General features: G+C 67.1%; 23 protein-coding genes and 1 tRNA gene. 22 read left to right on the top strand and 2 right to left on the bottom strand.

Annotated features, from left to right (window positions below):
- Window positions 1-26: 26 nt before the first annotated feature.
- Complete coding sequence (locus tag EAH84_RS09615) at window positions 27-2,750, top strand: TonB-dependent receptor domain-containing protein (protein ID WP_140871237.1); 2,724 nt, start codon at window positions 27-29, stop codon at window positions 2,748-2,750.
- Between the two features lie 31 nt (window positions 2,751-2,781).
- Here EAH84_RS09615 and EAH84_RS09610 read toward each other — a convergent pair whose 3' ends face one another.
- The gene (locus EAH84_RS09610; protein ID WP_140871234.1) at window positions 2,782-3,450 is read right to left on the bottom strand and encodes a prolyl hydroxylase family protein; all 669 of its coding nucleotides are present in this window, start codon (window positions 3,448-3,450) and stop codon (window positions 2,782-2,784) included.
- A 127-nt stretch (window positions 3,451-3,577) separates the two neighbouring features.
- On the opposite strand from EAH84_RS09610, the gene EAH84_RS09605 reads away from it, so the two are divergent.
- From EAH84_RS09605 to EAH84_RS09510, 20 genes are all read left to right on the top strand, one after another.
- Window positions 3,578-4,414, top strand: coding sequence for a type II secretion system protein N (locus EAH84_RS09605; RefSeq protein ID WP_140871231.1), 837 nt, complete (start codon window positions 3,578-3,580; stop codon window positions 4,412-4,414).
- A 5-nt stretch (window positions 4,415-4,419) separates the two neighbouring features.
- Window positions 4,420-6,642, top strand: coding sequence for a type II secretion system secretin GspD (gspD, locus tag EAH84_RS09600; protein WP_140871229.1), 2,223 nt, complete (start codon window positions 4,420-4,422; stop codon window positions 6,640-6,642).
- A gap of 137 nt (window positions 6,643-6,779) precedes the next feature.
- Window positions 6,780-8,276, top strand: coding sequence for an ATPase, T2SS/T4P/T4SS family (locus EAH84_RS09595; protein WP_194150381.1), 1,497 nt, complete (start codon window positions 6,780-6,782; stop codon window positions 8,274-8,276).
- Between the two features lie 146 nt (window positions 8,277-8,422).
- Window positions 8,423-9,646: a type II secretion system inner membrane protein GspF gene (gene gspF, locus EAH84_RS09590; RefSeq protein ID WP_140871226.1), complete on the top strand. Its 1,224-nt coding sequence runs from the start codon at window positions 8,423-8,425 to the stop codon at window positions 9,644-9,646.
- Between the two features lie 8 nt (window positions 9,647-9,654).
- Window positions 9,655-10,173 carry a type II secretion system major pseudopilin GspG gene (gene gspG / locus EAH84_RS09585; RefSeq protein ID WP_140871223.1) on the top strand — a complete coding sequence of 173 codons (519 nt, stop codon included), beginning with the start codon at window positions 9,655-9,657 and terminating at the stop codon, window positions 10,171-10,173.
- Window positions 10,148-10,633: a GspH/FimT family pseudopilin gene (locus tag EAH84_RS09580; RefSeq protein ID WP_140871220.1), complete on the top strand. Its 486-nt coding sequence runs from the start codon at window positions 10,148-10,150 to the stop codon at window positions 10,631-10,633. The genes gspG and EAH84_RS09580 overlap by 26 nt, the downstream gene beginning before the upstream one ends.
- Complete coding sequence (gene gspI, locus EAH84_RS09575; RefSeq protein WP_277753727.1) at window positions 10,620-11,063, top strand: type II secretion system minor pseudopilin GspI; 444 nt, start codon at window positions 10,620-10,622, stop codon at window positions 11,061-11,063. The genes EAH84_RS09580 and gspI overlap by 14 nt, the downstream gene beginning before the upstream one ends.
- Window positions 11,060-11,713, top strand: a complete 654-nt coding sequence (gene gspJ / locus EAH84_RS09570; RefSeq protein WP_140871214.1) for a type II secretion system minor pseudopilin GspJ — start codon at window positions 11,060-11,062, stop codon at window positions 11,711-11,713. Before gspI ends, gspJ begins: the two co-directional genes overlap by 4 nt.
- Window positions 11,700-12,695, top strand: a complete 996-nt coding sequence (gspK, locus tag EAH84_RS09565) for a type II secretion system minor pseudopilin GspK (protein ID WP_194150378.1) — start codon at window positions 11,700-11,702, stop codon at window positions 12,693-12,695. The genes gspJ and gspK overlap by 14 nt, the downstream gene beginning before the upstream one ends.
- Entirely contained in the window at window positions 12,692-13,771 is a 1,080-nt protein-coding gene (gspL, locus tag EAH84_RS09560) for a type II secretion system protein GspL (protein ID WP_140871211.1), read from the top strand. The genes gspK and gspL overlap by 4 nt, the downstream gene beginning before the upstream one ends.
- Window positions 13,768-14,238, top strand: coding sequence for a type II secretion system protein GspM (gene gspM / locus EAH84_RS09555; RefSeq protein ID WP_140871208.1), 471 nt, complete (start codon window positions 13,768-13,770; stop codon window positions 14,236-14,238). The genes gspL and gspM overlap by 4 nt, the downstream gene beginning before the upstream one ends.
- The gene (gspN, locus tag EAH84_RS09550) at window positions 14,235-14,960 is read left to right on the top strand and encodes a type II secretion system protein N (protein ID WP_140871205.1); all 726 of its coding nucleotides are present in this window, start codon (window positions 14,235-14,237) and stop codon (window positions 14,958-14,960) included. Before gspM ends, gspN begins: the two co-directional genes overlap by 4 nt.
- A 49-nt stretch (window positions 14,961-15,009) precedes the next feature.
- A tRNA-His gene (locus EAH84_RS09545) sits at window positions 15,010-15,086 on the top strand.
- Window positions 15,087-15,122: 36 nt separating this feature from the next.
- Window positions 15,123-16,175, top strand: coding sequence for a Leu/Phe/Val dehydrogenase (locus EAH84_RS09540; protein WP_140871203.1), 1,053 nt, complete (start codon window positions 15,123-15,125; stop codon window positions 16,173-16,175).
- A 51-nt stretch (window positions 16,176-16,226) separates the two neighbouring features.
- Window positions 16,227-16,952, top strand: coding sequence for a heme ABC transporter permease CcmC (ccmC, locus tag EAH84_RS09535; RefSeq protein WP_140871200.1), 726 nt, complete (start codon window positions 16,227-16,229; stop codon window positions 16,950-16,952).
- Window positions 16,953-17,063: 111 nt separating this feature from the next.
- Window positions 17,064-17,498, top strand: coding sequence for a cytochrome c maturation protein CcmE (gene ccmE, locus EAH84_RS09530; protein WP_140871197.1), 435 nt, complete (start codon window positions 17,064-17,066; stop codon window positions 17,496-17,498).
- On the top strand, window positions 17,495-19,537 hold the full coding sequence (locus tag EAH84_RS09525; protein WP_140871194.1) for a heme lyase CcmF/NrfE family subunit: 2,043 nt from the start codon (window positions 17,495-17,497) through the stop codon (window positions 19,535-19,537). The genes ccmE and EAH84_RS09525 overlap by 4 nt, the downstream gene beginning before the upstream one ends.
- A complete protein-coding gene (locus tag EAH84_RS09520; RefSeq protein WP_140871191.1) occupies window positions 19,534-20,061 on the top strand; it encodes a DsbE family thiol:disulfide interchange protein in 528 nt (175 codons plus the stop codon). Before EAH84_RS09525 ends, EAH84_RS09520 begins: the two co-directional genes overlap by 4 nt.
- An 11-nt stretch (window positions 20,062-20,072) precedes the next feature.
- Window positions 20,073-20,468 carry a cytochrome c-type biogenesis protein gene (locus EAH84_RS09515; protein ID WP_140871188.1) on the top strand — a complete coding sequence of 132 codons (396 nt, stop codon included), beginning with the start codon at window positions 20,073-20,075 and terminating at the stop codon, window positions 20,466-20,468.
- Window positions 20,468-21,118: a tetratricopeptide repeat protein gene (locus tag EAH84_RS09510; RefSeq protein ID WP_140871185.1), complete on the top strand. Its 651-nt coding sequence runs from the start codon at window positions 20,468-20,470 to the stop codon at window positions 21,116-21,118. Before EAH84_RS09515 ends, EAH84_RS09510 begins: the two co-directional genes overlap by 1 nt.
- A gap of 146 nt (window positions 21,119-21,264) precedes the next feature.
- On the opposite strand, the gene ald is transcribed toward EAH84_RS09510, so the two are convergent.
- Complete coding sequence (gene ald, locus EAH84_RS09505; protein WP_140871182.1) at window positions 21,265-22,371, bottom strand: alanine dehydrogenase; 1,107 nt, start codon at window positions 22,369-22,371, stop codon at window positions 21,265-21,267.
- Between the two features lie 119 nt (window positions 22,372-22,490).
- Here ald and EAH84_RS09500 point away from each other — a divergent pair, with 119 nt between their 5' ends.
- Complete coding sequence (locus EAH84_RS09500) at window positions 22,491-22,940, top strand: Lrp/AsnC family transcriptional regulator (protein WP_140871179.1); 450 nt, start codon at window positions 22,491-22,493, stop codon at window positions 22,938-22,940.
- The last annotated feature ends 42 nt before the right edge of the window (window positions 22,941-22,982 follow it).

Below are 22,982 nucleotides of genomic sequence, written 5' to 3'. Positions count from 1 at the left end.
CTGTCGGAATGAACAAGGGGGTTGATATGTCCAGGCTGTCCCAGGTCGCGAGCCTGTTGCTGTTGTCATCGGCGCTGATGGTGCCATCGGTCGCGGTAGCGCAGAGTAGTTCATCGAGCCCGGTGCCGCCGACCGGCGATCAGGTTCAGGCCGGTGCCCAGACCGTGACGCCGGGTCAGATCACGACCCCGGCGGAAACGACGATCGAAGAGCAGGAAGTGCCCGATGTCTCAATTCCGGGCGGTGGCGGCGACATCGTCGTCGTCGGTCAGCGCAATACCAACGTCGCGCGCTCGACCGCACAGGTCGTGTCGATCCTGTCCAGCGCCGACATCGCGCGGACCGGCGAAGGCGACATCGCCGGCGCGCTCGGGCGCATTACCGGCCTTAGCGTCGTGGGCAACGGCTTCGTCTACGTGCGGGGCCTCGGCGATCGTTATTCCTCGGCGCTGCTCAACGGTTCGCCCTTGCCCAGTCCCGAACCGCTGCGCCGCGTCGTGCCGCTCGATCTGTTCCCGAGCAGCATCATCGCATCCTCGCTGGTCCAGAAAAGCTATTCGGTGAACTTTCCCGGCGAATTCGGCGGCGGTCTCATCAACCTCACGACCAAGTCGGCCCCCAAGGAGCCGTTTCTGTCGGTGGGCGGCAGCTTCGGAATCGATACCGAAACGACCGGTCGGCTAGGCTACACCTATTACGGCACCAAGAGCGACTGGACCGGATTCGGCAATGGCGTCCGCCGGGTTCCGCCGCTGCTGCAGTCGTTCTTCGACAGCGGCAAGCGGATCAGCGATCCGGGGGTCGATCAGCAGGCGATCGCCAGCCAGCTGATCACCGGCAACAATTCGCTCATCCAGCGCAACAATCAGATCCCCGCGAACGCCGCAGCGCTGCTTAGCGGGGGCGCGTCCTTCGATGCCGGCGGCGCGACGCTCGGCGTGATCGCGACCGCAGGGTATAGCAACAAGTGGCGTACCCGCGACATCATCCAGCAGACCGCGAACGCGCTCGACCTGTCGTCGACCAACCGCGATTTCCGTCGCGTCGTCACCGACGACCGGATCGTCGTCAACGGCTTGCTCGGGCTGTCCGCGGAATTCGGGCGCAACAAGGTCCGCGCCACCGGCCTGTACATCCGCGATACGCTGAAACAGGCCCGGCTCGGGCTGGGCAGCCTGAATTCGGACAGCCCCGGCGTCAGCTTCCTCGAACAGGATTCGGTCTGGTTCGCGCGGCAGCTGATCGATGGCCAATTGGTTGGGGAATTCCACCTGAGCGACGCGCTGTCGCTCGACGTGCGCGGCGGGTACGCGAATTCGCAGCGTGACGCGCCCGATGAGATCAGCTTCACCTATGCGCGCAGCAACAAATCCGCCGACCCTTATGGCCAGTATTTCCTCGATACGCTCAACGTCGGCGGCAACGCCGGCACCGCGTCGATCGCGTTTTCGAAACTGAACGAGGATTTGTGGTCGGGCGGTGCGGATCTGAGCTACAAATTGTTCCCCGACCTGACGCTGACCTTCGGCTATGCCTATTCGGACACGAATCGCCGGACCGATCGGCGATCGTTCCTGTTTCAGGGCAACAGCAACGTGCCGCTCGGCGTCTCGCTGTTCCGTCCCGACTTTCTGCTGCAATCCTCGGTCATCAACGCGTTCGGCATCGGCCTGGTCAATAACGAGGGCGGCAATCCTTCGTACCGGGCAAAGCTGCGCAATCACGCGGGCTATGCGCAGTTCCAGGCGCAGATCACCGATGCGCTGAGCGTCAACGGCGGGGTCCGCTACGAGACCGCCAAACAGACCGTGGCGCCGATCCAGGTGTTCACGGTCAATCCCACGCTACCGCCCGCGACGAACCTGAACCGCGACTATTTCCTGCCGGCGCTGACGCTGACCTATCAGCTCAACCCCGAAATGCAGTTCCGGCTCAGCGGATCGAAGACGATCGCGCGCCCGCAGTTTCGCGAGCTGGTGTTCCAGACCTATTATGATCCGGAAACCAACGCATCGTTCCGCGGTAACCCGCAGCTGACCGACAGCCAGCTCTATAATGCGGAGGCGCGCTACGAATATTATTTCGCGCGCGACCAGCGCATCTCGCTTGCCGGGTTCTTCAAGCGGATCGATCATCCAATCGAAACCTATGCCAGCTTCGACGGCAACAACGTCACCACCAGCTTCGCCAACGCGCCGCGCGCGAACCTGTATGGCGCGGAGGTCGAAACCCAGAAATATTTCGACCTGTCGTCGTTACCGGGCGAGTTCTTCGCGTCGCGCCGGGCGGTGGTCGTCGCTAACTACACCTACACCCATTCGCGGATCAAAGTCGGCCCCGACGATCCGGTGGCGGCGTTCCCGCTGTCGGTGACGCTGGCCAACCAGCTGTTCCGTGACGGCACGCCGTTGACCGGCCAGTCGAACCACATTGCCAATATCGAGCTGGGGCTGGAGGATCAGGATAACCTGTCGCAGCAGACGCTGCTGCTATCCTATGCGAGCATGCGGACGACGCGGCGCGGGCCGTCGGGCCAGCCCGACATTCGCGAACAGCCCGGATTTCACCTCGATTTCATCGCGCGCGAAGGCGTGGAGTTCGAGGGCGTGCCCGCCGAAATCAAGTTCGAGGTGCGCAACATCACCGGGACCAAATATCAGGAATATCAGCAGAGCGGCGACAACCGCATCTATTACAACCTCTACAACGTCGGCACGACCGCGACGCTGGGGGTAGCGGTAAACTTCTGATCGTCGTTGGGTAGGAGGCGCGCGCGACGGGTCATCCCCACGGCCGCTCGCGATACCATTTGGTGATTACGTATTTGACCCCGCTGCGCACCTTCATCCCATGGTGGAGCGTGGCGGGGTTCAACGACTGGTCCGGGCGGCGGTTGTTCCAAGCGAGCAGCTTGCCGGTTTCGGGCTGGACGATCCGGTCGATCGCCTTGAACCGGGTGGCCCCGCCTGCTTCGGGTTGGTTGAGATAGACCATCACCGTCCAGGTGCGGTTGCCCGCGACACTGCAATAGCGGTCGTAATCGGCATTGCCGGGCTCGAAATAATCGGTGTGCGGCTTGAATTCCTGCCCGACCGCATAGCGCTGGCCCTGGAGCGGCTCGCCGAATTCGGGCGCAAGGCCGGTGAACGCGGCGAGCGCGCGTTCGACCGCGATCACCGCGGGATCGTCGGGGGCGAGATCGCCGGTCTCACTCGTCCGGTAGGCCGCATCGCCATTGCTGTCCGCGATCGTCGAAGGGCGGCGCACCGCGTCGATCCGGTCGATGATCGTCGCGCACAGCTCGGGGGCGAGGAAGCCGCGCTTGAGAAACAAGGTCAGTTTCGCGCCGGCGGCCTTTTGGACGCCAGGCTGGGTCATGATGTGATCGACGACGGGTGCGGCATCGAGGCCGCTGCCAAGCTTCGGCATATCGGTATCGTTCGCGGTCATGTCGTCTGGTCTATCGCGATCGGGTGTCTCGGCGCCAGCCCCGAGGCGCTGCACCGCACCGCGAGCGATTGACGCAGGATTGTAACATGCCATGCGTAGGCGCAGGCACGCGGGATCAGGAATCGCCATGCAGTTGAAATTCGACGCACGCGCGCGCCGCATCTTGCGGCGACTGCCCGTCGTCAACGTCTATAGCCTGACCGAACTGGTGCTGATCGCAGCGCTGGCGGCGCAGGCCTCGCGCCTGGTGTGGACGATCGTGACGCCGATCGCGCCGCTCGGCGACTGGCGCCCCCCCGCGTTGATCGTGCCGGGCAACCCGGCCGAGATCCTGGCCGGGTTCGACCCCTTCTTCCGCCTGGATGCCGATCGACCGCCGGGCGCGGCGTCGACCTTGGCGCTCACGCTGTTCGGCATTCGCGTCGAAAGCGGCGCGCTACCCGGATCGGCGATCGTCGCGGGGCCGGACGGGGTCCAGACGAGCGTCGCGGTCGGCGAGGAGATCCAGCCCGGCGTCGTGCTGAAAGCGGTCGCGTTCGATCATGTCACGATCGCGCGCGGCGGCCTCGATGAGGATCTGTTCATGCCCACCACCAGCGGCACCCCGGCGTCGCCCGAGGCCATGGCGCCACCGGGAGGCGCGGCGACCGTTCCCACCTCACCGGCGGATCGCGGCGCGATCCAGATCGGCCAGTTGAAGAGCCAGATCGGCTTTATCGCGCGGATCGATGCGGGTCGAATCAGCGGGCTGGTCGTCCGGCCCCAGGGATCGGGTGCCGCGTTCCGCGCAGCGGGGTTCCAGGAGGGCGATGTCGTGACCTCGATCGGCGGTCGACCCGTGACCGGACCCGGCGACCTCGATCGGATCGAGACCGATTTCGCCCAAGGCGGGAATATTCCCGTGACCGTCGAACGGGGTAGTCAGACGCTGCCGCTCGCCATAACCATCGCACCACCGAAATGAGCATCATGTCCAAGTTCTTGATCGCGCGCGCCCTCGTCCCCGGTCTGGCGTTCGCGCTCGTCGCCCAGTTGCCGGTGGCGGCAATGGCGCAGACGACGCTGAACGTCCGCGACGCCGACATTCGCGCGTTCATCGCGGATGCCGCGAAGGTGACGGGGCGGACCTTCATCATCGACAATCGCGTCCAGGGTAAGGTGACCGTGGTCACCGATCATCCGCTCAGCCGATCGGAATATTTCGAGATATTCCTTTCGACGCTGCGCGCCAATGGGCTCGTCGCGGTGCCGACCGGCAATGGCGCGCTGCGGGTCCAGCCGATCGACAACGCGGTGTCGCAGCCCAGCCGGGTCGGAATTGCGGGCGCAAACCGCAACAGCTATGTGACCGAGATCGTCCGCTTGCGATCGATCGACGCCCAAAGCGCGCTCGACACCGTCCGACCGCTGGTCAGCGCGCAAGGCTCGGTCACCGCCAACCGCGCGGGCAACAGCCTGGTCATCGTCGATTTCGCGGACAATATCCGGCGGATCCGCCAGGTGCTGGCGCGAATCGACAATGACAGCGCAGCGACCCGCGTCGTCACCCTGAAGAATGCCAATGCGCGCGAAATTGCAGCCGCGCTGTCGGGGCTGGGGGCGAGCAGCGCGCCCGCGGGCGGCGCGCAGGGCGCGGCGGCGAGCGGGCCGGGGGCGAGCGTCGTCGCGGTCGAGAGTTCCAACTCGATCGTGATCCGCGGGGATGCTCCCAGCGTCGCGCGGCTGGCGCAGGTCGCGCTCGATCTAGACCAAAAGGCGCGCAACGGCACCGAGATCAAGGTGGTATTCCTCGAGAATGCCGACGCCGAACAGCTGCTGCCGGTGCTCCAGCAACTCGTCGGGCAGACCCCCGATATGCCGCAACAAAACCAGCTGTCGCGATCGAGGTTCGGAGCGACCGCCAACGGTAGCGGCACGACTCCCGCGCCGGTCGTCCAGCAACAGGCACCCGCGGGGCAGGCGAGAGGTAGCGGTGCCGGGCAGCCAGCGATTACCACCCAGGGTGGGCGCACCGCCGCGGTCGTGACGCGCTTCCTGGGGGCGAACGCGATCGTGATCGCCGCACCCGCCGACATCCAGCGCCAGCTGACGGCGGTGATCCAGCAGCTCGATACGCGCCGCGAACAGGTGCTGGTCGAAGCGATTGTCGCCGAAGTTTCCGACGCCACGGTCAACCGGCTGGGGGCTCAGTTCCTGCTTGCCAACCCCAGCGGCGGCGCGTTCGCGGCGTCGACGTTCCAGAATTCGGCGCCGAACATCCTCCAGATCGCAGGCGCGATCGGCGCGCGGTCGATCGCGACGACGACGACCACGATCAACGGCCAGAACGTCGTCACCGGGACCGATACGACGGTAAGCAATCAACTGGCGCAATCCGCGATCACCTCGATCCTGGGGGCGTCGGGAGGGCTCGGGGGGTTTGGCGGCAAGATCGGCAACACGATCTTCGGCGCGATCATCAACGCGGTGAAGAGCGACACGACCTCCAATCTGCTCCAGGTGCCGCATCTCGTCACGCTCGACAATCAGGAGGCGCACAGCCTGGTCGGGCAGGAAATCCCGATTACGACGGGGCAGGCGCTGTCGTCCAATTTCGACAACGCGTTTCGCACGACGCAGCGCGAGAATGTCGGGATCGAGCTGACGGTGCGGCCACAGGTGAATTCGAGCGGAACCGTCAAGCTGAACCTGCGATTGGAAGTCAGTTCCATCGCGGGACCGGTGTCGAGCGACAACAGCGACCTGATTCTCAACAAGCGCGAGGTCGAAACGACGCGAACCGTCGACGACGGCCAGATCGCGGTGATCAGCGGCTTGCTCAGCGACGACGAGCGCCGCACGATCGAGAAGATTCCGTTTCTCGGTGATATCCCGGTGATCGGCAATCTGTTCAAATCGAAGGCGAAGCAGCGCACCAAGACGAATTTGATGATCTTCATCCGCCCGACGATCCTGCGCAATGCGGAGGACAGCGAGAAGCTGACCGAACAACGCTATGGTTACCTCCGCCTCCAGCAGGGGCTGCAGTCGCCCAACGAGGAACCATCGATCGACCAGTTGGTGCGCGACTATATGGCCGCGGCGGCTCCGATCCCGTCGGCCCCCGTGCCCGGCAATATCGAAGATCCGCGGATTGGGGTGCCGATCGAACGCAACACGACGAGCGTGATCCGCCCGGAGAACCGGCGGTGATCATCCGCCGCGGCAACGACGTCGAGACCGGCGGCGAGATCGTTGTCGACGAGGTGATCGACCTTGCCAGCGGCGCGATCGTCGGGGAACATGTCGAGGGACTCGTTCCCGATCCCGCCGCCGCGACCGAGATGCCGATGGGAGCGGTCACGATCCCCTATGCGTTCGCGCGCCGGTTCGGCGTCGTGGTCGAACATTCGGACGCTGACACCCATCTGACCGTCGCGATGCGTGAGGGCGCGGAGCCCACGGTGCTGATCGAACTCCGGCGCTATCTGGGACGACCGTTCGACGTCAGCTTCGTTGAACCCGCCGCGTTCGACCGGTTGTTGAGCGACAATTACGCGATGGATGGGCAGGCCAACGCGCTCGCCGCGGTCGGGATGGGCGACGAACTCGACAGCCTCGCGGGCGACCTGCCGACCGCCGAGGATCTGCTCGACACCGCCGACGATGCCCCCGCGATCCGGCTGATCAACGGGATCATCGCCGATGCCGCGCGCAACGGCGTGTCCGACATCCATATCGAGCCGTATGAGTCGGGACTCGTCGTTCGGATGCGGATCGACGGCGTGCTGCGCGAAACGTTGCGGATGCCGCCGCATGTCGCGCCCGTCGTCGTCAGCCGCGTCAAGGTGATGGCGCGGCTCGACATCGCCGAGCGCCGCGTGCCGCAGGACGGGCGGATGGGGCTGACGCTCGGCGGCAAGCTGCTCGACGTGCGCGTCTCGACGCTGCCGTCGCGGGCGGGCGAGCGCGTGGTGCTGCGGATCCTCGACAAGGAGAATGCGGGGATCGATCTGCCCGCGCTCGGGCTCGATCCCGCGATGTACGCGCTGCTGACCGGCGCGCTGACCGAACCCAATGGCATCATCCTTGTCACCGGGCCGACCGGGTCGGGCAAGACGACGACGCTATATGCCGCGCTCCGGTTACTCAACGACGGCAGCCGCAATATTCTGACGGTCGAGGACCCGGTCGAATATGCGGTCGATGGGGTGGGACAGACCCAGGTTAATCCGAAGGTCGGGCTGACCTTCGCGGCGGGCTTGCGCGCGATCCTGCGGCAGGACCCCGATGTCGTCATGGTCGGCGAAATCCGCGATCGCGAGACCGCGGAGATCGCGGTGCAAGCGTCGTTGACCGGGCATCTGGTGCTCTCGACGGTTCACACCAACGACGCGATCGGCGCGATCACGCGAATGCGCGACATGAAGGTCGAGCCGTTCCTGCTCGCCTCGACGTTGCGCGCGGTGATCGCGCAGCGGCTGGTACGGCGATTGTGCGAGGTGTGCCGCCAGCCGGTGCCTGCGCCGCCAAGCGTCGCGACGATGATGGGGATCGACGCGGGCGAAACGGTGTTCGAGCCGGTCGGGTGCGACCAGTGCGGGCATACCGGCTACAAGGGGCGGATCGGGGTGTTCGAGGCGATCCGGATCGACGAAACGATCCGCCGTCTGATCAACGAAGGCGGCGACGAAGCGTCGATCGCGCATCATGCGTTCCGCAACTCACCGAGCCTGGCCGATGCGGCGCGCGCGCTGGTGCGTGCCGGCATGACCACCGCCGCCGAAGCGGTTCGCGTGTCGCGCCGCGACGCGACCGATCCGGTGGTGGAGGCGGTGGGTGGGTGACGTCGAATCGATCCTCCCCCGTCGGGGGGAGGTGGGCCGCGCCAGCGGCTCGGAGGGGGCGGGCGGCGGATCGCTTTCGCCCCGTATCCTCCCCCTCCGTCAGCCTGACGGCTGCCACCTCCCCTTGGCGGGGGAGGATTAAGGGCGTGGCCGACTTCGACTATATCGCGATCGACACGCGTGGCGCGGAGCGGCGGGGCCATCTCGCTGCGGCGGACATCGACGTCGCGCGCGCCTCGCTCGATGCGAAGAAGCTCTACGTCGTCCGGATCGAGCCAGGGTCCGCGCCCGCCACCAAGGGTCGTCCGCTGTTCGAGCTCACGCTCGGGGCGCCCAAGATTTCGGGCAAGAACCTGACGCTGTTTACCCGCCAGCTGGCGACGCTCAACCGGGTCTCTCCGCTCGAGGAGAGCCTGCGCACGATCACCCGCCAGACCGAAGACGAGCGCGTCCGCGCGATCGTGGCGCAGGTCCACGCGGGGGTCGTCGAAGGGCGGCGGCTCGCCGATTCGATGGCGCGGGCACCCAAGAGCTTCCCGCCGCTCTATCGCGCGATGGTGGCGGCGGGCGAGAGTTCGGGAACGCTGCCGACGATCCTCGATCGGCTCGCCGCGCTGCTCGAACGCCAGGCCGAAATCCGCGGCAAGCTGATCACCGCGCTCGCCTATCCGACCATCCTTGCGATCGTCGCCCTGGGCGTCGTCACCGCGCTGATGATGTTCGTCGTGCCGCAGGTCGTCGAACAATTCGACAACGTCGGGCAGCAACTGCCGCTACTGACGCGGATCGTGATTGCGCTGTCCGATTTCCTCGTCGGTTATTGGTGGGTGATGCTGCTCGTGATCGGGGGTGCGGCCTTCATCGGGTGGCGCGTGCTCAAGGACGAAACGCTGCGGCTCGCGTTCGACAGCTGGCTGCTCCGCATTCCACTGCTCGGGCGCCTGCTCCGCGATCTCCATGCGGCACGGATGGCGCGGACATTGGGGACGATGGTCGCCAGCCGCCTGCCGCTGCTCGAAGGGCTGACGCTGACCGCGAGCACGATCCACAACCGCCGCCTCAAGCTCGCCTCCGACGAGATCGTCACCAATATTCGCGGCGGTGGCAGCCTGTCCGCCGCGATGCGCCGTGCAGGCGTCTTTCCCCCGCTGCTGACGTATCTTGCCGCATCGGGCGAGGCGGCGGGACGGCTCGACGAGATGCTCGAACGCGCTGCCGACTATCTCGAACGCGAGTTCGATCGTTTCACCGCGACCGCGCTATCGCTGCTCGAACCTGCTATCATCGTCGTGATGGGCGGGATCGTCGCGACGATCGTGCTCGCGATCTTGTTGCCGATCCTCCAGCTCAACACGCTGGCGGGCACTTGAGAGGTTTTATGCGTCATTCCCCGACCCCCTTCCCGATCGTGCTGAGCTTGTCGAAACACGTAACCCGCAAGCGCCCTTCGACAAGCTCAGGGCGAACGGAGCAGGGGGAGCGCGGGGAAGACGGCTTTACCCTCGTGGAACTGATGGTCGTGATCGTCATCATCGGCCTGCTCGCGACGATCGTCGCGATCAACGTGCTGCCGTCGGGCGACAAGGCGCGGATCGAGAAGGCGAAGGCGGATATCGCGCAGATCGAGGGCGGGCTCGAACTCTACAAGCTTCAGAACCTCAGCTATCCGACGACGGCGCAGGGGATCAACGCGCTCGTCACCGCGCCGGCGGGGCTGGCCGATCCCTCGCGCTATCAGCGCGGCGGGTATCTCAAGAAGCTGCCCAACGATCCGTGGGGCAAACCCTATCTCTATGCCGCGCCGGGCCAGCATGGCGAAGCGGACGTGTGGACCTTCGGCGCCGACGGCAAGGAAGGCGGCGAGGGGATCGATGCCGACATCGGCAACTGGCAGTAACGCCGCCGCGCGCGCCGTCGGGGAGCGAGGCTTCACCCTCGTCGAGCTGATGGTCGTCGTGACGATTATCGGGCTCGCATCGGCAGTGGTGATGTGGGCGATGCCCGATCCGCGTGGGCGGGTGACCGACGAGGCCGCGCGGTTCGCGCTGCGCGTCAAGGGTGCGCACGACACCGCGATCGTCGAGGCGCACCCCGTCAGTCTGTGGGTGACGGGCGGCGGCTATGGCTTCGACCGGCGGCTGGCGGGGAGCTGGGTGCCGATCGCGGAAAAGCCGTTACGGGTCACCCAGTGGACCGAGGGAACGAGCGCCACGATCGGCGATGCCGGGGGTCGCACCCGCGTGACGTTCGACGAAACCGGGCTTGCGGATCGAGCCGCGACCGTCTCGCTGCGGCGGAGCGGGGCGCGCGCGGACGTCCAGATCGACGCCGATGGAACCGTTCGTGTCGTCGGCTGATCGGCGCGGCTTGCGGTGCGCCGCCGAACACGGTTTTACGCTGATCGAGATCATGGTCGCGCTCGCGGTGTTCAGCCTGGCGGTGCTCGCGTTGATCCGGCTCGAGACCGCGACCGCGCGTGGGGCGTCGATCCTCGACGAAACCCTCGTCGCCAACCTGGTCGCGCGCAACGTCGCGGTCGACGCGGTGAGCGAGGGGCGGGTGCCGACGCTGGGGATGAGCAGCGGGATCGAGGTGAACGCCGGGCGCAGCTGGACATGGCAGCGCGGGGTCTATCCGACCGGCAACCCCGCGATCGTGCGGATCGAGGTCGCGGTGCGCGGACCGTCGGGCAACGTCGACGGGCGCGCGACGATGGTCCGTCCCCCCGATCGCGAGCCCGACCCCGCGATTGCGCCCGCCACCAATGCGGCGGCGACGGCGACATGACCGGCGCGCCACTTGGCGTCGGCCCGGGAGTTCGCGCCGACGAGGCGGGCTTCACGCTTGTCGAGGTGATGGTATCGCTGCTGATCTTTGGGATGCTGGCGGCGGCGGGGGTGGCGATCCTGTCGCTGAGCGTGCGCGCGCAGCAGACCACGGGGGCGAAGTTCGACGATGTGTCGGCGCTTAACCGCACGCTCGCGCTGATGTCGGGCGATCTGGGGCAGGCGACGATGCGCGCCGCGCGCGACGAAGGTGGCACGGTGCAACCCGCGTTCACCGGCACTAGCGATGGCCAGATGCGCTTCGTCCGCGCCGGGTGGAGCAACATCGATGCTGCGCCGCGCGCGAGCCTGCAGAAGGTGGCGTATCGCGTCGAGGGCGGGGTGCTCCAGCGGATCGCGTATCCGATGGTCGACGGGGCCGCGCCGCTTCCCGCCACCGCCTTGCTTACTAATGTCGACCGGGTGTCGGCGCGGTATCGGTTCAAGGGCGCGTGGAGCGACCGGTGGGATGGGTCGCAGGGCGCGCCCTTGCCAGAAGCGGTCGAACTGTCGATCGCGCGGAAGGGTGGGCAGGGCTATCGCGCGATGATGCTGATCGGCACGGGTTATGCACCCCCACCGGTGCCAGGGGCGGCGAATGCAGCCCCGTAAATCCGCCGTGCCGGCGCGCGAACGCGGCGCGGCGTTGCTGACGGTGCTGCTGCTCGTTGCGGTGATCGCGGTGCTGGCGGGGACCGCGCTCGAACGGCTGCGACTGTCGACGCGGCTCGCGGGGAATGCCGCCGCCGGAGCGCAGGCGCGGGGCTACGCCGAGGCGGCCGAGGCGCTGGCGGTGACGCGGATCAGCAACCTGCTCGGCAAGGACAATACCCGCGTGACGCTGGCGGGCGGGTGGAGCGGGGCGCCGTTCGGGCTGCCGCTGCCGGGTGGCGGGACCGCGATCGCGCGCGTCACCGATGGTGGGAATTGCTTCAACCTCAACGGGCTGGTGAGCGAATCGGCGCCGGGCGTTTATACGACCTATCCCACCGCGCGCGTCGAGTTCGCGCGGCTGATGCGGCTGATCCAGATCCCCGCCGGGTCCGCCGACCGAATCGCGGCGAGCACCGCCGACTGGATCGACACCGATCAGAATCAGCAACCGTCGGGCGCGGAGGACGGCACTTATATCGCCAAGCCGACGCCGTATCGCACCGCGGGCACGCTCATGGCCGACCCCAGCGAGTTGCGTGCGATCGACGGCGTAACGCCCGATATCTATGCGACGCTGCGCCCCTATGTCTGTACCAAGCCCAAGGCGGAATTGTCGCGGATCAACGTCAACACGCTCCAGCCTGAGAAGGCGGCTCTGGTCGCAATGCTTTATCCCGACACGATGAGCGTCGCGCAGGCGCAGACGATGCTCGTGCGGCGACCTCCTGATGGCTATCCCAGCGTCGCGATCTTTCTCAATGGGGCGAGCGGGATCGTGCCAGACACGGGGGGAGACGGACAATTGTCAGTGACGTCGGGCTGGTTCGCGCTGACCATCGACGTCAATCTGAACGGGACGCAATTGAGGGAACATGCGCTGATCGATGCGACGCGGCTTCCCGCGCGGCTCGTATCGCGGCAATGGGGTGAGCAGACATGACGTTGCTGCTCTTCCTCCCTTCCGGCCCGCGCCCCTATCGCTGGATCGCGCTCGCCGATGGCGCTGTCACCGGCGAGGGGGAGGGTGTGCCCGCGATCGACGTCGACGTGCCCGTCATCGCGATCACGCCCGCCGACGCGGTGACGCTCCATTGGGCCGAACTGCCCGATCGATCGACCGCGCAGGCGATCGCGGCGGCGCGGCTGGTGGTGGCGGAGGCGAGCGCGACGCCGCTCGGCGAGCTCCATGTCGCGGTCGGTGACGAGCGCGCGGCGAATCGGCCGATCGGGGTCGTCGCCGCGGGATCGATGCGCGAATGGCTCGCGAGCCTCGCGGCGGCGGGGGTCGATCCGGTTGCGATGATCCCGGCGCCGATGCTGCTGCCGCGCCCCGACGACGGCTATATCCGCGCCCGCCCCGCTGGCGAGGGCGTGGTGCGCGGCCCCGCGATGGGGTTTGCCGACGAGGCGCGGCTGACCGAACTCGTCACCGGCGGGGTGGAGCCGACCGACCTCGATCGGAACGCGCTGACCGCCGCGCTGATCGCGAATGCGGCGACTCCGTCGCTCGATCTGCGCCAGGGGATGTTCGCGCGACGGCGGCGGATGGCGCTCGATTGGGCGTTGATCCGGCGGCTGGCGATGCTGGCCGCGGCGATCCTGCTCGTGACGCTGACGATCGATCTGGTCCGTATCGCGCAATATCGTTTCGGCGCGGACGCGGTCGCCGCGCGGGCGGATGCGCTGGGCGCGACCGGGCTGCGCCGCGGCGAGACCGTGGCGGATGTCGATCGCCAGCTCGCCGAGCGCCTGTCCGACATACGCGGGCCGGGCGCGGGCTTCACAGCGACCGCGGCGGCGGTCTATGCGGTGGTGCGGACGGTCCCCGGGGTCGAGCTGACGGGAATCGACTTTTCGCCCAACGGATCGCTGCGCCTGTCGGTCACCGCGGCGCGCGAATCGCTGCCGACCGATTTCAAGCGCGCGCTGGAAGCTGCCGGGTTCGACGTCACCGCGAGCGTCTTCAGCGCCGCGAACGGGCGCGTGTCGGGGGAAATGACGGTGACGCGATCATGAGCGGCCTGCGCACTTGGTTCATGGCGCGATCGCTGCGCGAACGGCGATTGTTGCTGGCGATGGCCGCGCTCCTCGTCGTCACGATCCTCTGGGCGGGGATCATCTTGCCCGTTCGCGATGGGCTCGAGACGTCGCAAGCGAGGTACGACGATGCGGTGGTGCGGCTCGCGACGACGCGCGGCGAGGTCGATTCGATCAAGGCAAACGGGCGGCGGCCCGCGTTGACCGCGAGCCTTGCCGATACCGTCCGTGCTGCCGCCGATCAGGCCGGGCTGGCCATCGCGACGCTGGATGAACAGGGGGCGGGGCGGGTGCATTTGACGATCCAGTCGGCACGACCCGGTGCGCTGTCGGGGTGGCTCGCAGGGCTCGAAGTGCGCGGCATCCTGATCGATGCGGCGACGCTGCGCGACAATGGCGACAAGAGTGTCGGTGCCGACCTGGTCCTAAAGGCGCGCGCGACATGACGCGGCTGCGCCTGCGGACGCGGCCCGCGGTGTTGTTCGCCGGGCTGTTGCTGATCGGCTTGGTCGCGTTCCTGCCGATGCGGCTGGCGCTCGGCTGGGCAGGGCTGGGCGAGGAAGGATTCACCGCGCGGCGCGTCACCGGCAGCATCTGGGACGGGACGATCCGTGATGCGATGTTCGGCGATGTCGCGCTGGGATCGCTGAAGGCGAGCGTGTCGCCGCTATCGCTGCTGGTCGGGCGTGCCCGCGTCGCGGTGGACGGGCGCGGCAGCGGCGTCGAGGGCCCACTCCATGGTGCGCTGGTATCGAGCCGAACCCGCCGCGGGGTCGATCAACTGTCGGGCGTGCTGCCGACGGGGCGCGCGTTCGCACCGCTGCCGGTGACGCAATTGACGCTCGATGCGGTGACGGTGACGTTCGTCGGGGATCGGTGCACCGACGCAGAGGGGCGGGTGATCGCCGCGCTGGGCGGCGACGTCGCTGGGATCCCGCTGCCCGCCGAGGTTTCGGGCAATGCGCGCTGCGACAATGGCGCGCTGCTGCTGCCGCTGGCGAGCCAATCGGGCAACGAGACGATCACGCTGCGCGTAACGGGGGCGGGGACGTATAATGCCGCGCTGGCGTTGGTGCCCGGCGATCCCGCTGCGGCGCAGGCGTTGACCGCGCTGGGGTTCGTCGCAGCGGGGAGCGGGTACCAGCTTTCGGTCGAGGGGCGCTTCTGATAGCCTTGACGACACGAGCGCGCGCCCGCTAGGGGCGCTGCTCTCCACGGCGATCGTAGTTCAATTGGTTAGAGCGTCGGCTTGTGATGCCGGATGTTGCGGGTTCAAGTCCCGTCGGTCGCCCCATTTTCTTCCCCCAATACTCGCCCAACGAGAGATTACATGGCCAACGGCTGGGGTTTCCCCGACTTCGACGACCACGAAGGCGTTCACCTGTTCACGGACCCGGCGTCGGGCCTCCAGGCGATCATCGCGATCCATTCCACCGCGCTTGGGCCTGCCGCGGGGGGCGCGCGCTTCTGGCATTATGCCGATAGCGGGCGTGCCATCACCGATGCGCTGCGCCTGTCGCGCGGCATGAGTTTCAAGAACGCGATGGCGGGGCTCGACCTCGGCGGCGGCAAGGGCGTGATCCTGGCCGCCAAGCAGGGCGATACGATCACGACCGAACAGCTGCAGGCATTCGGCCGTGCGGTCGAATCGCTCGGCGGCCAGTACGTAACGGCCGAAGATGTCGGCATGTCCGAAGCGCGGATGAAGGTGATCGCGGGCGAGACCAAATATGTTTCCGGCCTGCCGGTCGCGAGCGGTGCGGCGGGGGGCGACCCCGGCCCGTACACCGCGCACGGCGTGTATCTGGGGGTCAAGGCGGCCGCGAAGCGCGCGCTGGGCAGCGATGACATGACGGGCGTCCACGTCGCGATCCAGGGCGTTGGCTCGGTCGGTGGCGGCCTTGCCAAATTGCTCGCAAAGGACGGCGCGAAGCTGACGCTCGCCGACGTCGATGCCGCGCGCGCATCGGCGCTGGCGGCGGAGCTCGGCGGCGAGACTGTCGCCGCGGGCGCGATCCTGGGCGTCGAGGCGGATATCTTCAGCCCCAACGCGTTGGGCGCAATCCTGACCGAGGCGACGATCCCGACGCTGACCGCCAAGGTCGTCGCGGGTGGCGCGAACAACCAGCTCGCGACCCGCGCGGATTATGCGCGGCTCCACGAGCGCGGGATCCTCTATGCCCCCGATTACGTCATCAACGCGGGCGGAATCATCAACGTTGGGCTCGAATATCTAGGGCAAGGCGACGAGGCCGAGGTGATGACGCGAATCGCCAAGATTCCCTCCCGACTCAATGAGGTGTGGGATGAAAGCGATCGTACCGGTGCACCTGCCGCGGAGGTTGCCGATAGCATCGCGCGGCGGTTGATCGGGAGATCCTGAACGGTCTTCGCGCGTGACCTGCGCCGAGAATCACCGTATCGCGTCGCTACCGTGCCTGCTCTCCATGCCCTTGCCAATCCGACCCGGTTCCTGAAGATCGCTCGCCCCCTGACGGGCGCGCTGACGTGGGTGGGTATCGCGCTGATCGCGCTGGGCTGCTGGGCGGGACTGACGCAGACCCCGCCCGACTATCTGCAGGGCGACAGCGTCCGCATCCTCTACGTCCATGTTCCCGCGGCCTGGCTCGGCATGGGCGGATGGAGCGGCATCGCGATCGCGAGCATCGCGTTCCTCGTTTGGCGGCATCCGCTGGCGGAGGTCGCCGCGCGCGCGATCGCGCTGCCCGGCGCGCTGTTCGCCGCGATCTGTCTCGTCAGCGGATCGATCTGGGGCCGACCGACCTGGGGGACGTGGTGGCAATGGGACGGGCGGTTGACGAGCATGCTGCTGCTGTTCTTCGTCTATTGCGGCTATATCGCGCTGGCGCGCGCCGATGCGGATCGCGGTGGCGACGGACGGATTCCAGCGATTTTCGGGATTGCGGGCAGCGTGCTGCTGCCGATCATCCGCTATTCGGTGGTGTGGTGGAACACGCTGCACCAGGGGCCGAGCATCGGCCTGACCTCGTCGACGATCGACCGCGCGATCCTGTGGCCGCTGCCGATCATGCTGGCGGGATTTACCTTGTTCTTTATCGGCGTCGTGCTGATGCGGATGCGCGCGATGCTGGCGACCGCGAAGGCCGAGGCGCGGATGGCGCGGATGGCGCGATCGTGACGGTGTCCGCATGAATCCCTGGCCCTTCGTCGTTGCGGCCTACGTCGTAACGCTCGGCGGCGGCGCGGTCGTGGCGCTGGTCAGCTATCGCGCGATGCGGCGCGCGGAGAAATGAAGGCGAAGCATCAACGCCTCACGCTGGCCCTGCTTGCGCTCGCGGCGGTGGTCGCGGCGGGACTGCTTGCGCTGTCGGCGTTGAAGGATCAGGCGGCGTTCTTCTATTCGCCTTCTGATGCTTTGCGCGACGGTCCGCCCCCCGGCAAGGCGGTGCGATTGGGCGGGATGGTCGCCGCGAACAGCGTCGCACGGGCCGCCGATGGCGTCACCGTCCACTTCGTCGTCACCGACGGCAAGGGTACCACCTCGGTCACCTTCGCCGGAATCGTCCCCGACCTGTTCCGCGAAAAATCGGGCGTCGTCGCCGAGGGGCATTTCAACGCCGATCGCAGCTTCACCGCAACCAATTTGCTCGCCAAGCACGACGAGAAATACATGCCACCAGAGGTTGCGGGCGCGATGCACGAAACCAAGACGCTCGTGCGATGATGGCCGAGGCTGGCCTCGCCGCGCTATGGTTCGCCGCCGCGCTCGCCGCGTTGCAACTGGTGATGGCGGCGTTGGGATTGCGCGCGGCCAGCGGTGGGCCACGTGCTTCGACAGGCTCAGCACGAACGGAAGAGCAGGACGCAGCCGCGCCCACCACCGTTCGCGCTGAGCTTGTCGAAGGGCGTGAACACCAGGACGTCAACACCGAGATCCTGACGGCTGTGCGTCCGATTGCGATCGTCCAGGGGCTGATGATAGCCGTGGCGATGGCGATGCTGATCGGGGTGTTCCTGAATTCGGACATGAGCGTGAAGCTGGTCGTCGAGAACAGCCATTCGGCGAAACCCTGGCTCTACAAGTTCGCGGGCGCGTGGGGAAACCACGAGGGGTCGATGCTGCTCTGGGTCACGATCCTGGGGCTTGCGGGCGGCGCGGTCGCGATCCTCGAACGCCGCCTGCCCGAACGAACACTGATCGCGACGCTCGGCGCACAGGCGGGAATCGCGCTCGGCTTCTACGCCTTCCTCCTTTTTTCCTCGAATCCGTTCGACCGGATCAGCCCCGCTCCCGCCGACGGGCTGGGGCTCAATCCGCTGCTTCAGGATCCCGGCTTGGCGTTCCATCCGCCGACGCTCTACATCGGCTATGTCGGTATCTCCGTCGCATTCAGCTTCGCGGTCGGCGCGCTGATCACGCGCGATGTCGGCCCCGCCTTTGCGCGCGCGATGCGGCCGTGGGTGCTGGGCGCGTGGATATTCCTGACGCTCGGCATCACCGCAGGGTCGTATTGGGCGTATTACGAACTCGGCTGGGGCGGCTGGTGGTTCTGGGACCCGGTCGAGAACGCCTCGCTGATGCCATGGCTCGCGGCGACCGCGCTGCTCCATTCGGTGACGGTGCTCGCGACCCGCGATGGGCTGCGCGCGTGGACGGTGATGCTCGCGGTGGTCGCGTTTTCGATGTCGATGATCGGGACCTTCCTGGTCCGATCGGGCATCCTGACCAGCGTCCACGCCTTCGCGGTCGATCCCAAGCGCGGCGCGTTCATCCTGGTGCTGCTGGCGATCTACATCGGCGGAGCGCTCGCGCTGTTCGCGGCCCGCGTCGGGACGGTGCGCGCGGGCAATAGCTTCGAGCTCTTCAGTCGCGAGGGCGCGCTGGTGGCGAACAACCTGTTGCTGTCGGTCATCCTGGGCGTCGTTCTGATCGGCACGCTCTACCCGATCGTCGCAGCGGGGTTTGGCGTCCAGTTGTCGGTAGGCGCGCCATTCTTCGACAAGACGGTCGGTCCGATCGCGTTGATCCTCGTCGCGGTGATGGGCGCGGGTCCGCTGCTGCGCTGGCGGCGCGACGACGGGCAGGCGGTCGCGGCGCGGATGATGTGGCCGATCGCGGTGGCATGCTTCGTCGCGGCGGGGCTTGTCGTCTTCGCGTCGATCGGCATCCTGCCGCTCCTCGGGCTGTCGCTCGCCGCGGGGCTCGCCATCGCGAGCGTCGCGCCCCTGTGGGGTCGCAACCTGCGCCGCACCCCGCTGTTCACCTATGGCATGGTCGTGGCGCATCTCGGGATCGCGGTGAGCCTGGCGGGGATGGCATCGGACAGCGCGTTCACGACCGAAACGCTCGTCGCGGCGCGGGTGGGTGAACCGGTCAAGGCGGGGCCGTTCAGCGTCGTCCTCGACGGGATCAAGCCCGTCGTCGGTGAGAATTATTCCGCGCTCGAGGCGCAATTGACCGCGACGCGCGGCGATCAGACGATCGTGCTCCGCCCGCAATCGCGCTATTTCGCCAACCCGGTGACGACGACCAACGAAAGCGCGATCGCGACGCGGTGGGACGGGCAGCTCTATACCGTGCTCGGCCAGCCCGACGATCAGGGTCGCTGGCAGCTGCGGCTGTGGTGGAAGCCGTTCGTGACGCTGATCTGGTTCGGCGGCGCGCTGATCGCGTTGGGGGGCGCGTTGGCATTGCTAGGGCGGTGGCGACGCGCGGCGCGGACCGCACGACGCGAGGAAGACGCGCGATGGGCCGCGGCATGAAGCGCTGGATGCTGTGGCTGCCGCTCGCGGTATTCGCGCTGCTGTTCGCGGTGGTCGCGGCGGGGCTGTTCCGGCCCGCCGACCGCACCGTGCGTTCCGCGATGATCGGCAAGCCGATCCCCAATTTTACCCTGCCCGGGATGGTCCCCGGCAAACCCGGACTCGCCACCGCGACGCTGACTGCGGGTCGGCCGCATCTCGTCAACGTCTTCGCGAGCTGGTGCGTGCCGTGCATCGCGGAAGCGCCGCAACTGATGCGGTTGAAGGCGATGGGGGTGCCGATCGAGGGCATCGCGATTCGCGACACGCGCGAGGACCTTTTGGGGTTCCTGCGCCGCAACGGCGACCCGTACGAGCGGATCGGCGACGACCAGCGCAGCGCGGTACAGGTGGCGCTGGGGTCGTCAGGGGTGCCCGAAAGCTTCGTGGTCGATGGCGCGGGCACGATCGTCCTCCAGCATGTCGGCGATATCCGCGCCGAGGATGTCGACGACATCGCCGCCGCGGTGAGGAACGCGAAGTGAGGCGCGCTGCGATGGCAGCGTTGTGCATCGCGCTGGCAGCCCCGGTTCTCGCCGATCCCAGCACGCCGCCCGCGGCGCTAGCCTATACCCAGCTGCGCGATCCGGCCCAGGAAGCCACCGCGAAGGCGCTGATGGAAACGCTGCGCTGCCTGGTCTGCCAGGGGCAGTCGATCGCCGACAGCGACGCGAGCCTGGCGGGCGACATGCGTTCGCTGGTGCGCGAGCGGATCGCCAAGGGGGAAAACCCCGCGTCGATCCGCGCGTGGCTGATCCAGCGCTACGGTGATTACGTCACCTATGACCCGCCGCTGTCGGCGGTGACATGGCCGTTGTGGCTTGCGCCGATCGTGTTGCTCGCGGTCGGTGCGCTGCTCGCGCGGCAGAGTTTCCGGCGGCGGCCGCGCTGATGGGGTGGCTGTTCCTCCTCGTGCTCGGCGTCGCCGCGTTCGGCGCGATGGTGTTGCTCGGCGTCAAGCGGACGCTGTGGTCGATGATCGGATCGGCGCTGATGCTCGCGGGCGCGGGTTATGCTTTGCAGGGCAGGCCGACGCTGGGCGCGAGCCCGGCGCAGCCGATGATCGTGCCCGCAGCGCCCGATCCGGCGCTGATCGACCTGCGCGATCGGATGCTCGGGCGGTTTACCGGGGATGGCGCGTATCTGATCGCGGCTGACGCGATGGCGCGCACTGGCGACGAGCGATCGGCGGTTTGGGTGATCCTGGGCGGGCTCCACAAGATCCCCAACAGCCTGCTACTATGGGTCGGGCTGGGCAATGCGCTGGTCGCGCATGATGGCGAGCAGGTCTCGCCGCCTGCGTTGTTCGCGTTCCAGCAGGCGGCGCGGGTGTCGCCGCAACACCCCGCGCCGCCATTCTTCCTGGGACAGGCCTATATCGAAGCGGGCGATTTCGCGCGGGCGCGGCGCTATTGGGCGCGCGCTCTGGAACTATCTCCCGCGGGGGTGTCGTACCGGCGCGATATCGCGATGCGGCTGGCGATTCTGGACAAGTTCCTGGCGCTGCAGGACGAGGCCACGACCCGCGCCGAGGCACCGTAGTTCACGCCAATCTTCTGCCGCGAGCCAGAACGAAGGGGGGCGAGTTTGTTCTTGTCCTAGACCGGTGATCCTAGAGTGATCGCTGGATTGGATCATGGGGTTGACCCGGTCGCTGTATCAACCCCCATGTTCCTTATTCGTTCCCGTTAGCCATTCCACGCCTGATAGGGAAGATCGAGGTCGTCCGCGACCGCCTTGAAGGTGATCTTGCCTTGGTAGACGTTGAGCCCGGCGGCGAGATGCGGGTCCGCCTTCATCGCGGCTTCGGCACCCATGTTCGCGAGCTTGAGCGCGAAGGGTAGCGTCGCGTTGTTGAGCGCGAACGCGCTGGTGCGCGCGACCGCGCCGGGCATGTTGGCAACGCAATAATGGATCACCCCGTCGACCTCGAACACCGGATCCTGGTGCGTCGTCGCGTGGCTGGTCTCGAAACAACCGCCCTGGTCGATCGCGATATCGACGACCACCGCGCCACGCTTCATCGTCTTGATCATCTCGCGCGTGACGAGCTTGGGGGCGGCCGCACCGGGGACGAGAACCGCACCGATCACGAGGTGCGCGTTCTTCACCGCCGCTGCGATTGCCGCCTTGCTGGCATAGGCGGTCTTGATCTGGCTCGAGAAGAACATGTCGAGTTCGGCGAGTCGGTCGTTGCTGATATCGTAGATCGTGACGTCGGCGCGCATGCCCACTGCCATCTGCGCGGCGTTGACCCCCGAGACGCCGCCGCCGAGGATCGCGACCTTGGCTGGCGCGACGCCCGGGACACCACCGAGCAGGACACCGCGACCGCCCTGTTCCTTTTCGAGATAATGCGCGCCGACCTGGACCGACATCCGCCCTGCAACTTCGCTCATCGGCTTGAGCAGCGGCAACCCGCCGCGCGGGCCGGTGACGGTCTCGTACGCGATGCAGGTCGCGCCCGACCTCATCAGGCCCTCGGCCTGCGGCTTGTCAGCGGCGAGATGGAGGTAGGTGAAGAGCAAGTGGCGCGATTCGAGCATCGCGATTTCTCTCGGCTGGGGTTCCTTGACCTTCACGATCATGTCGGCGGCGGCGAATACCGATTTGGCGTCGGGCAGGATCGTCGCGCCCACGTCGACATAATCCTGATCGTCGAAATCGATTCCCATCCCCGCCTGCGTCTCGACGACGACCTCGTGGCCGGCGGCGACAAGTTCGGAGACTGACGGCGGCGTCAGCCCGACGCGGTATTCGTGGTTCTTGATTTCCTTGGGAACACCGACTCGCATGATTTCCACTCCGTTATGTCGGTTCCTTCTAAGCGGCATTGGACCGGATAGGGTTGCAAAGATTTCCGGCTTGGGCCGGTGGGGTGCAAATTTCTCCCGATTCGAATAGGGACATCGGGATGAAATCGATCGATGCCATCGAGCAGCGCATCCTGACGCTGCTCGCCGCCAATTCCGACCTGACGAGCGCGCAACTGGGCGAGCGGGTCGGGCTGTCGCCTAGCGCCGCGCATCGGCGGGTCGCGCAGCTGCGCGAAACGGGGGCGATCACCGGCTATCAAGCGATCCTGTCGCGCGCCGCGCGGGGCAATCCCACGGTGGTGCTGGTCAACGTCACGCTGCGCGACCAGCGCCAGGAGACGATGCAGGCGTTCGAGGCGGAGATCGTGGGCTGCCCGGAAGTGGGGCAATGTTTCCTGATGAGCGGGGAAGCGGATTACATGCTTCACGTCGAAGTGCGCGATGGCGACACCTATGAACGGATCCATCGCGCGACGCTGTCGCAGCTGCCGGGCGTCACGCGTCTGGCGTCGCATTTCGTGATCCGCGAGGTCGTCCGCCGGGCCTGAGCGCCTGCGATCCGATGGCGTTGTAGGGGGTCATGCCGCATG

It is taken from the genome of Sphingomonas oligophenolica, from assembly GCF_006438955.1.
Classification (GTDB): domain Bacteria; phylum Pseudomonadota; class Alphaproteobacteria; order Sphingomonadales; family Sphingomonadaceae; genus Sphingomonas; species Sphingomonas oligophenolica_A.
The sequence above is the reverse complement of the archived record's forward strand: the minus strand, read 5'-3'. Positions and strand labels throughout refer to the sequence as shown.

What these genes read in the sequence shown, in the direction of transcription:
- gspM (WP_140871208.1), top strand. Translation starts at nt 13,768, where the DNA reads ATGAGCGGCCTGCGCACTTGGTTCATGGCGCGATCGCTGCGCGAACGG.
- EAH84_RS09580 (WP_140871220.1), top strand. Translation starts at nt 10,148, where the DNA reads ATGCCGACATCGGCAACTGGCAGTAACGCCGCCGCGCGCGCCGTCGGG.
- EAH84_RS09610 (WP_140871234.1), bottom strand. Translation starts at nt 3,450, where the DNA reads ATGACCGCGAACGATACCGATATGCCGAAGCTTGGCAGCGGCCTCGAT.
- EAH84_RS09525 (WP_140871194.1), top strand. Translation starts at nt 17,495, where the DNA reads ATGATGGCCGAGGCTGGCCTCGCCGCGCTATGGTTCGCCGCCGCGCTC.
- EAH84_RS09500 (WP_140871179.1), top strand. Translation starts at nt 22,491, where the DNA reads ATGAAATCGATCGATGCCATCGAGCAGCGCATCCTGACGCTGCTCGCC.
- EAH84_RS09615 (WP_140871237.1), top strand. Translation starts at nt 27, where the DNA reads ATGTCCAGGCTGTCCCAGGTCGCGAGCCTGTTGCTGTTGTCATCGGCG.
- gspJ (WP_140871214.1), top strand. Translation starts at nt 11,060, where the DNA reads ATGACCGGCGCGCCACTTGGCGTCGGCCCGGGAGTTCGCGCCGACGAG.
- gspD (WP_140871229.1), top strand. Translation starts at nt 4,420, where the DNA reads ATGTCCAAGTTCTTGATCGCGCGCGCCCTCGTCCCCGGTCTGGCGTTC.
- EAH84_RS09595 (WP_194150381.1), top strand. Translation starts at nt 6,780, where the DNA reads ATGGGAGCGGTCACGATCCCCTATGCGTTCGCGCGCCGGTTCGGCGTC.
- gspK (WP_194150378.1), top strand. Translation starts at nt 11,700, where the DNA reads ATGCAGCCCCGTAAATCCGCCGTGCCGGCGCGCGAACGCGGCGCGGCG.
- EAH84_RS09605 (WP_140871231.1), top strand. Translation starts at nt 3,578, where the DNA reads ATGCAGTTGAAATTCGACGCACGCGCGCGCCGCATCTTGCGGCGACTG.
- ccmE (WP_140871197.1), top strand. Translation starts at nt 17,064, where the DNA reads ATGAAGGCGAAGCATCAACGCCTCACGCTGGCCCTGCTTGCGCTCGCG.
- ald (WP_140871182.1), bottom strand. Translation starts at nt 22,371, where the DNA reads ATGCGAGTCGGTGTTCCCAAGGAAATCAAGAACCACGAATACCGCGTC.
- EAH84_RS09520 (WP_140871191.1), top strand. Translation starts at nt 19,534, where the DNA reads ATGAAGCGCTGGATGCTGTGGCTGCCGCTCGCGGTATTCGCGCTGCTG.
- gspN (WP_140871205.1), top strand. Translation starts at nt 14,235, where the DNA reads ATGACGCGGCTGCGCCTGCGGACGCGGCCCGCGGTGTTGTTCGCCGGG.
- gspG (WP_140871223.1), top strand. Translation starts at nt 9,655, where the DNA reads ATGCGTCATTCCCCGACCCCCTTCCCGATCGTGCTGAGCTTGTCGAAA.
- EAH84_RS09540 (WP_140871203.1), top strand. Translation starts at nt 15,123, where the DNA reads ATGGCCAACGGCTGGGGTTTCCCCGACTTCGACGACCACGAAGGCGTT.
- gspL (WP_140871211.1), top strand. Translation starts at nt 12,692, where the DNA reads ATGACGTTGCTGCTCTTCCTCCCTTCCGGCCCGCGCCCCTATCGCTGG.
- EAH84_RS09515 (WP_140871188.1), top strand. Translation starts at nt 20,073, where the DNA reads ATGGCAGCGTTGTGCATCGCGCTGGCAGCCCCGGTTCTCGCCGATCCC.
- EAH84_RS09510 (WP_140871185.1), top strand. Translation starts at nt 20,468, where the DNA reads ATGGGGTGGCTGTTCCTCCTCGTGCTCGGCGTCGCCGCGTTCGGCGCG.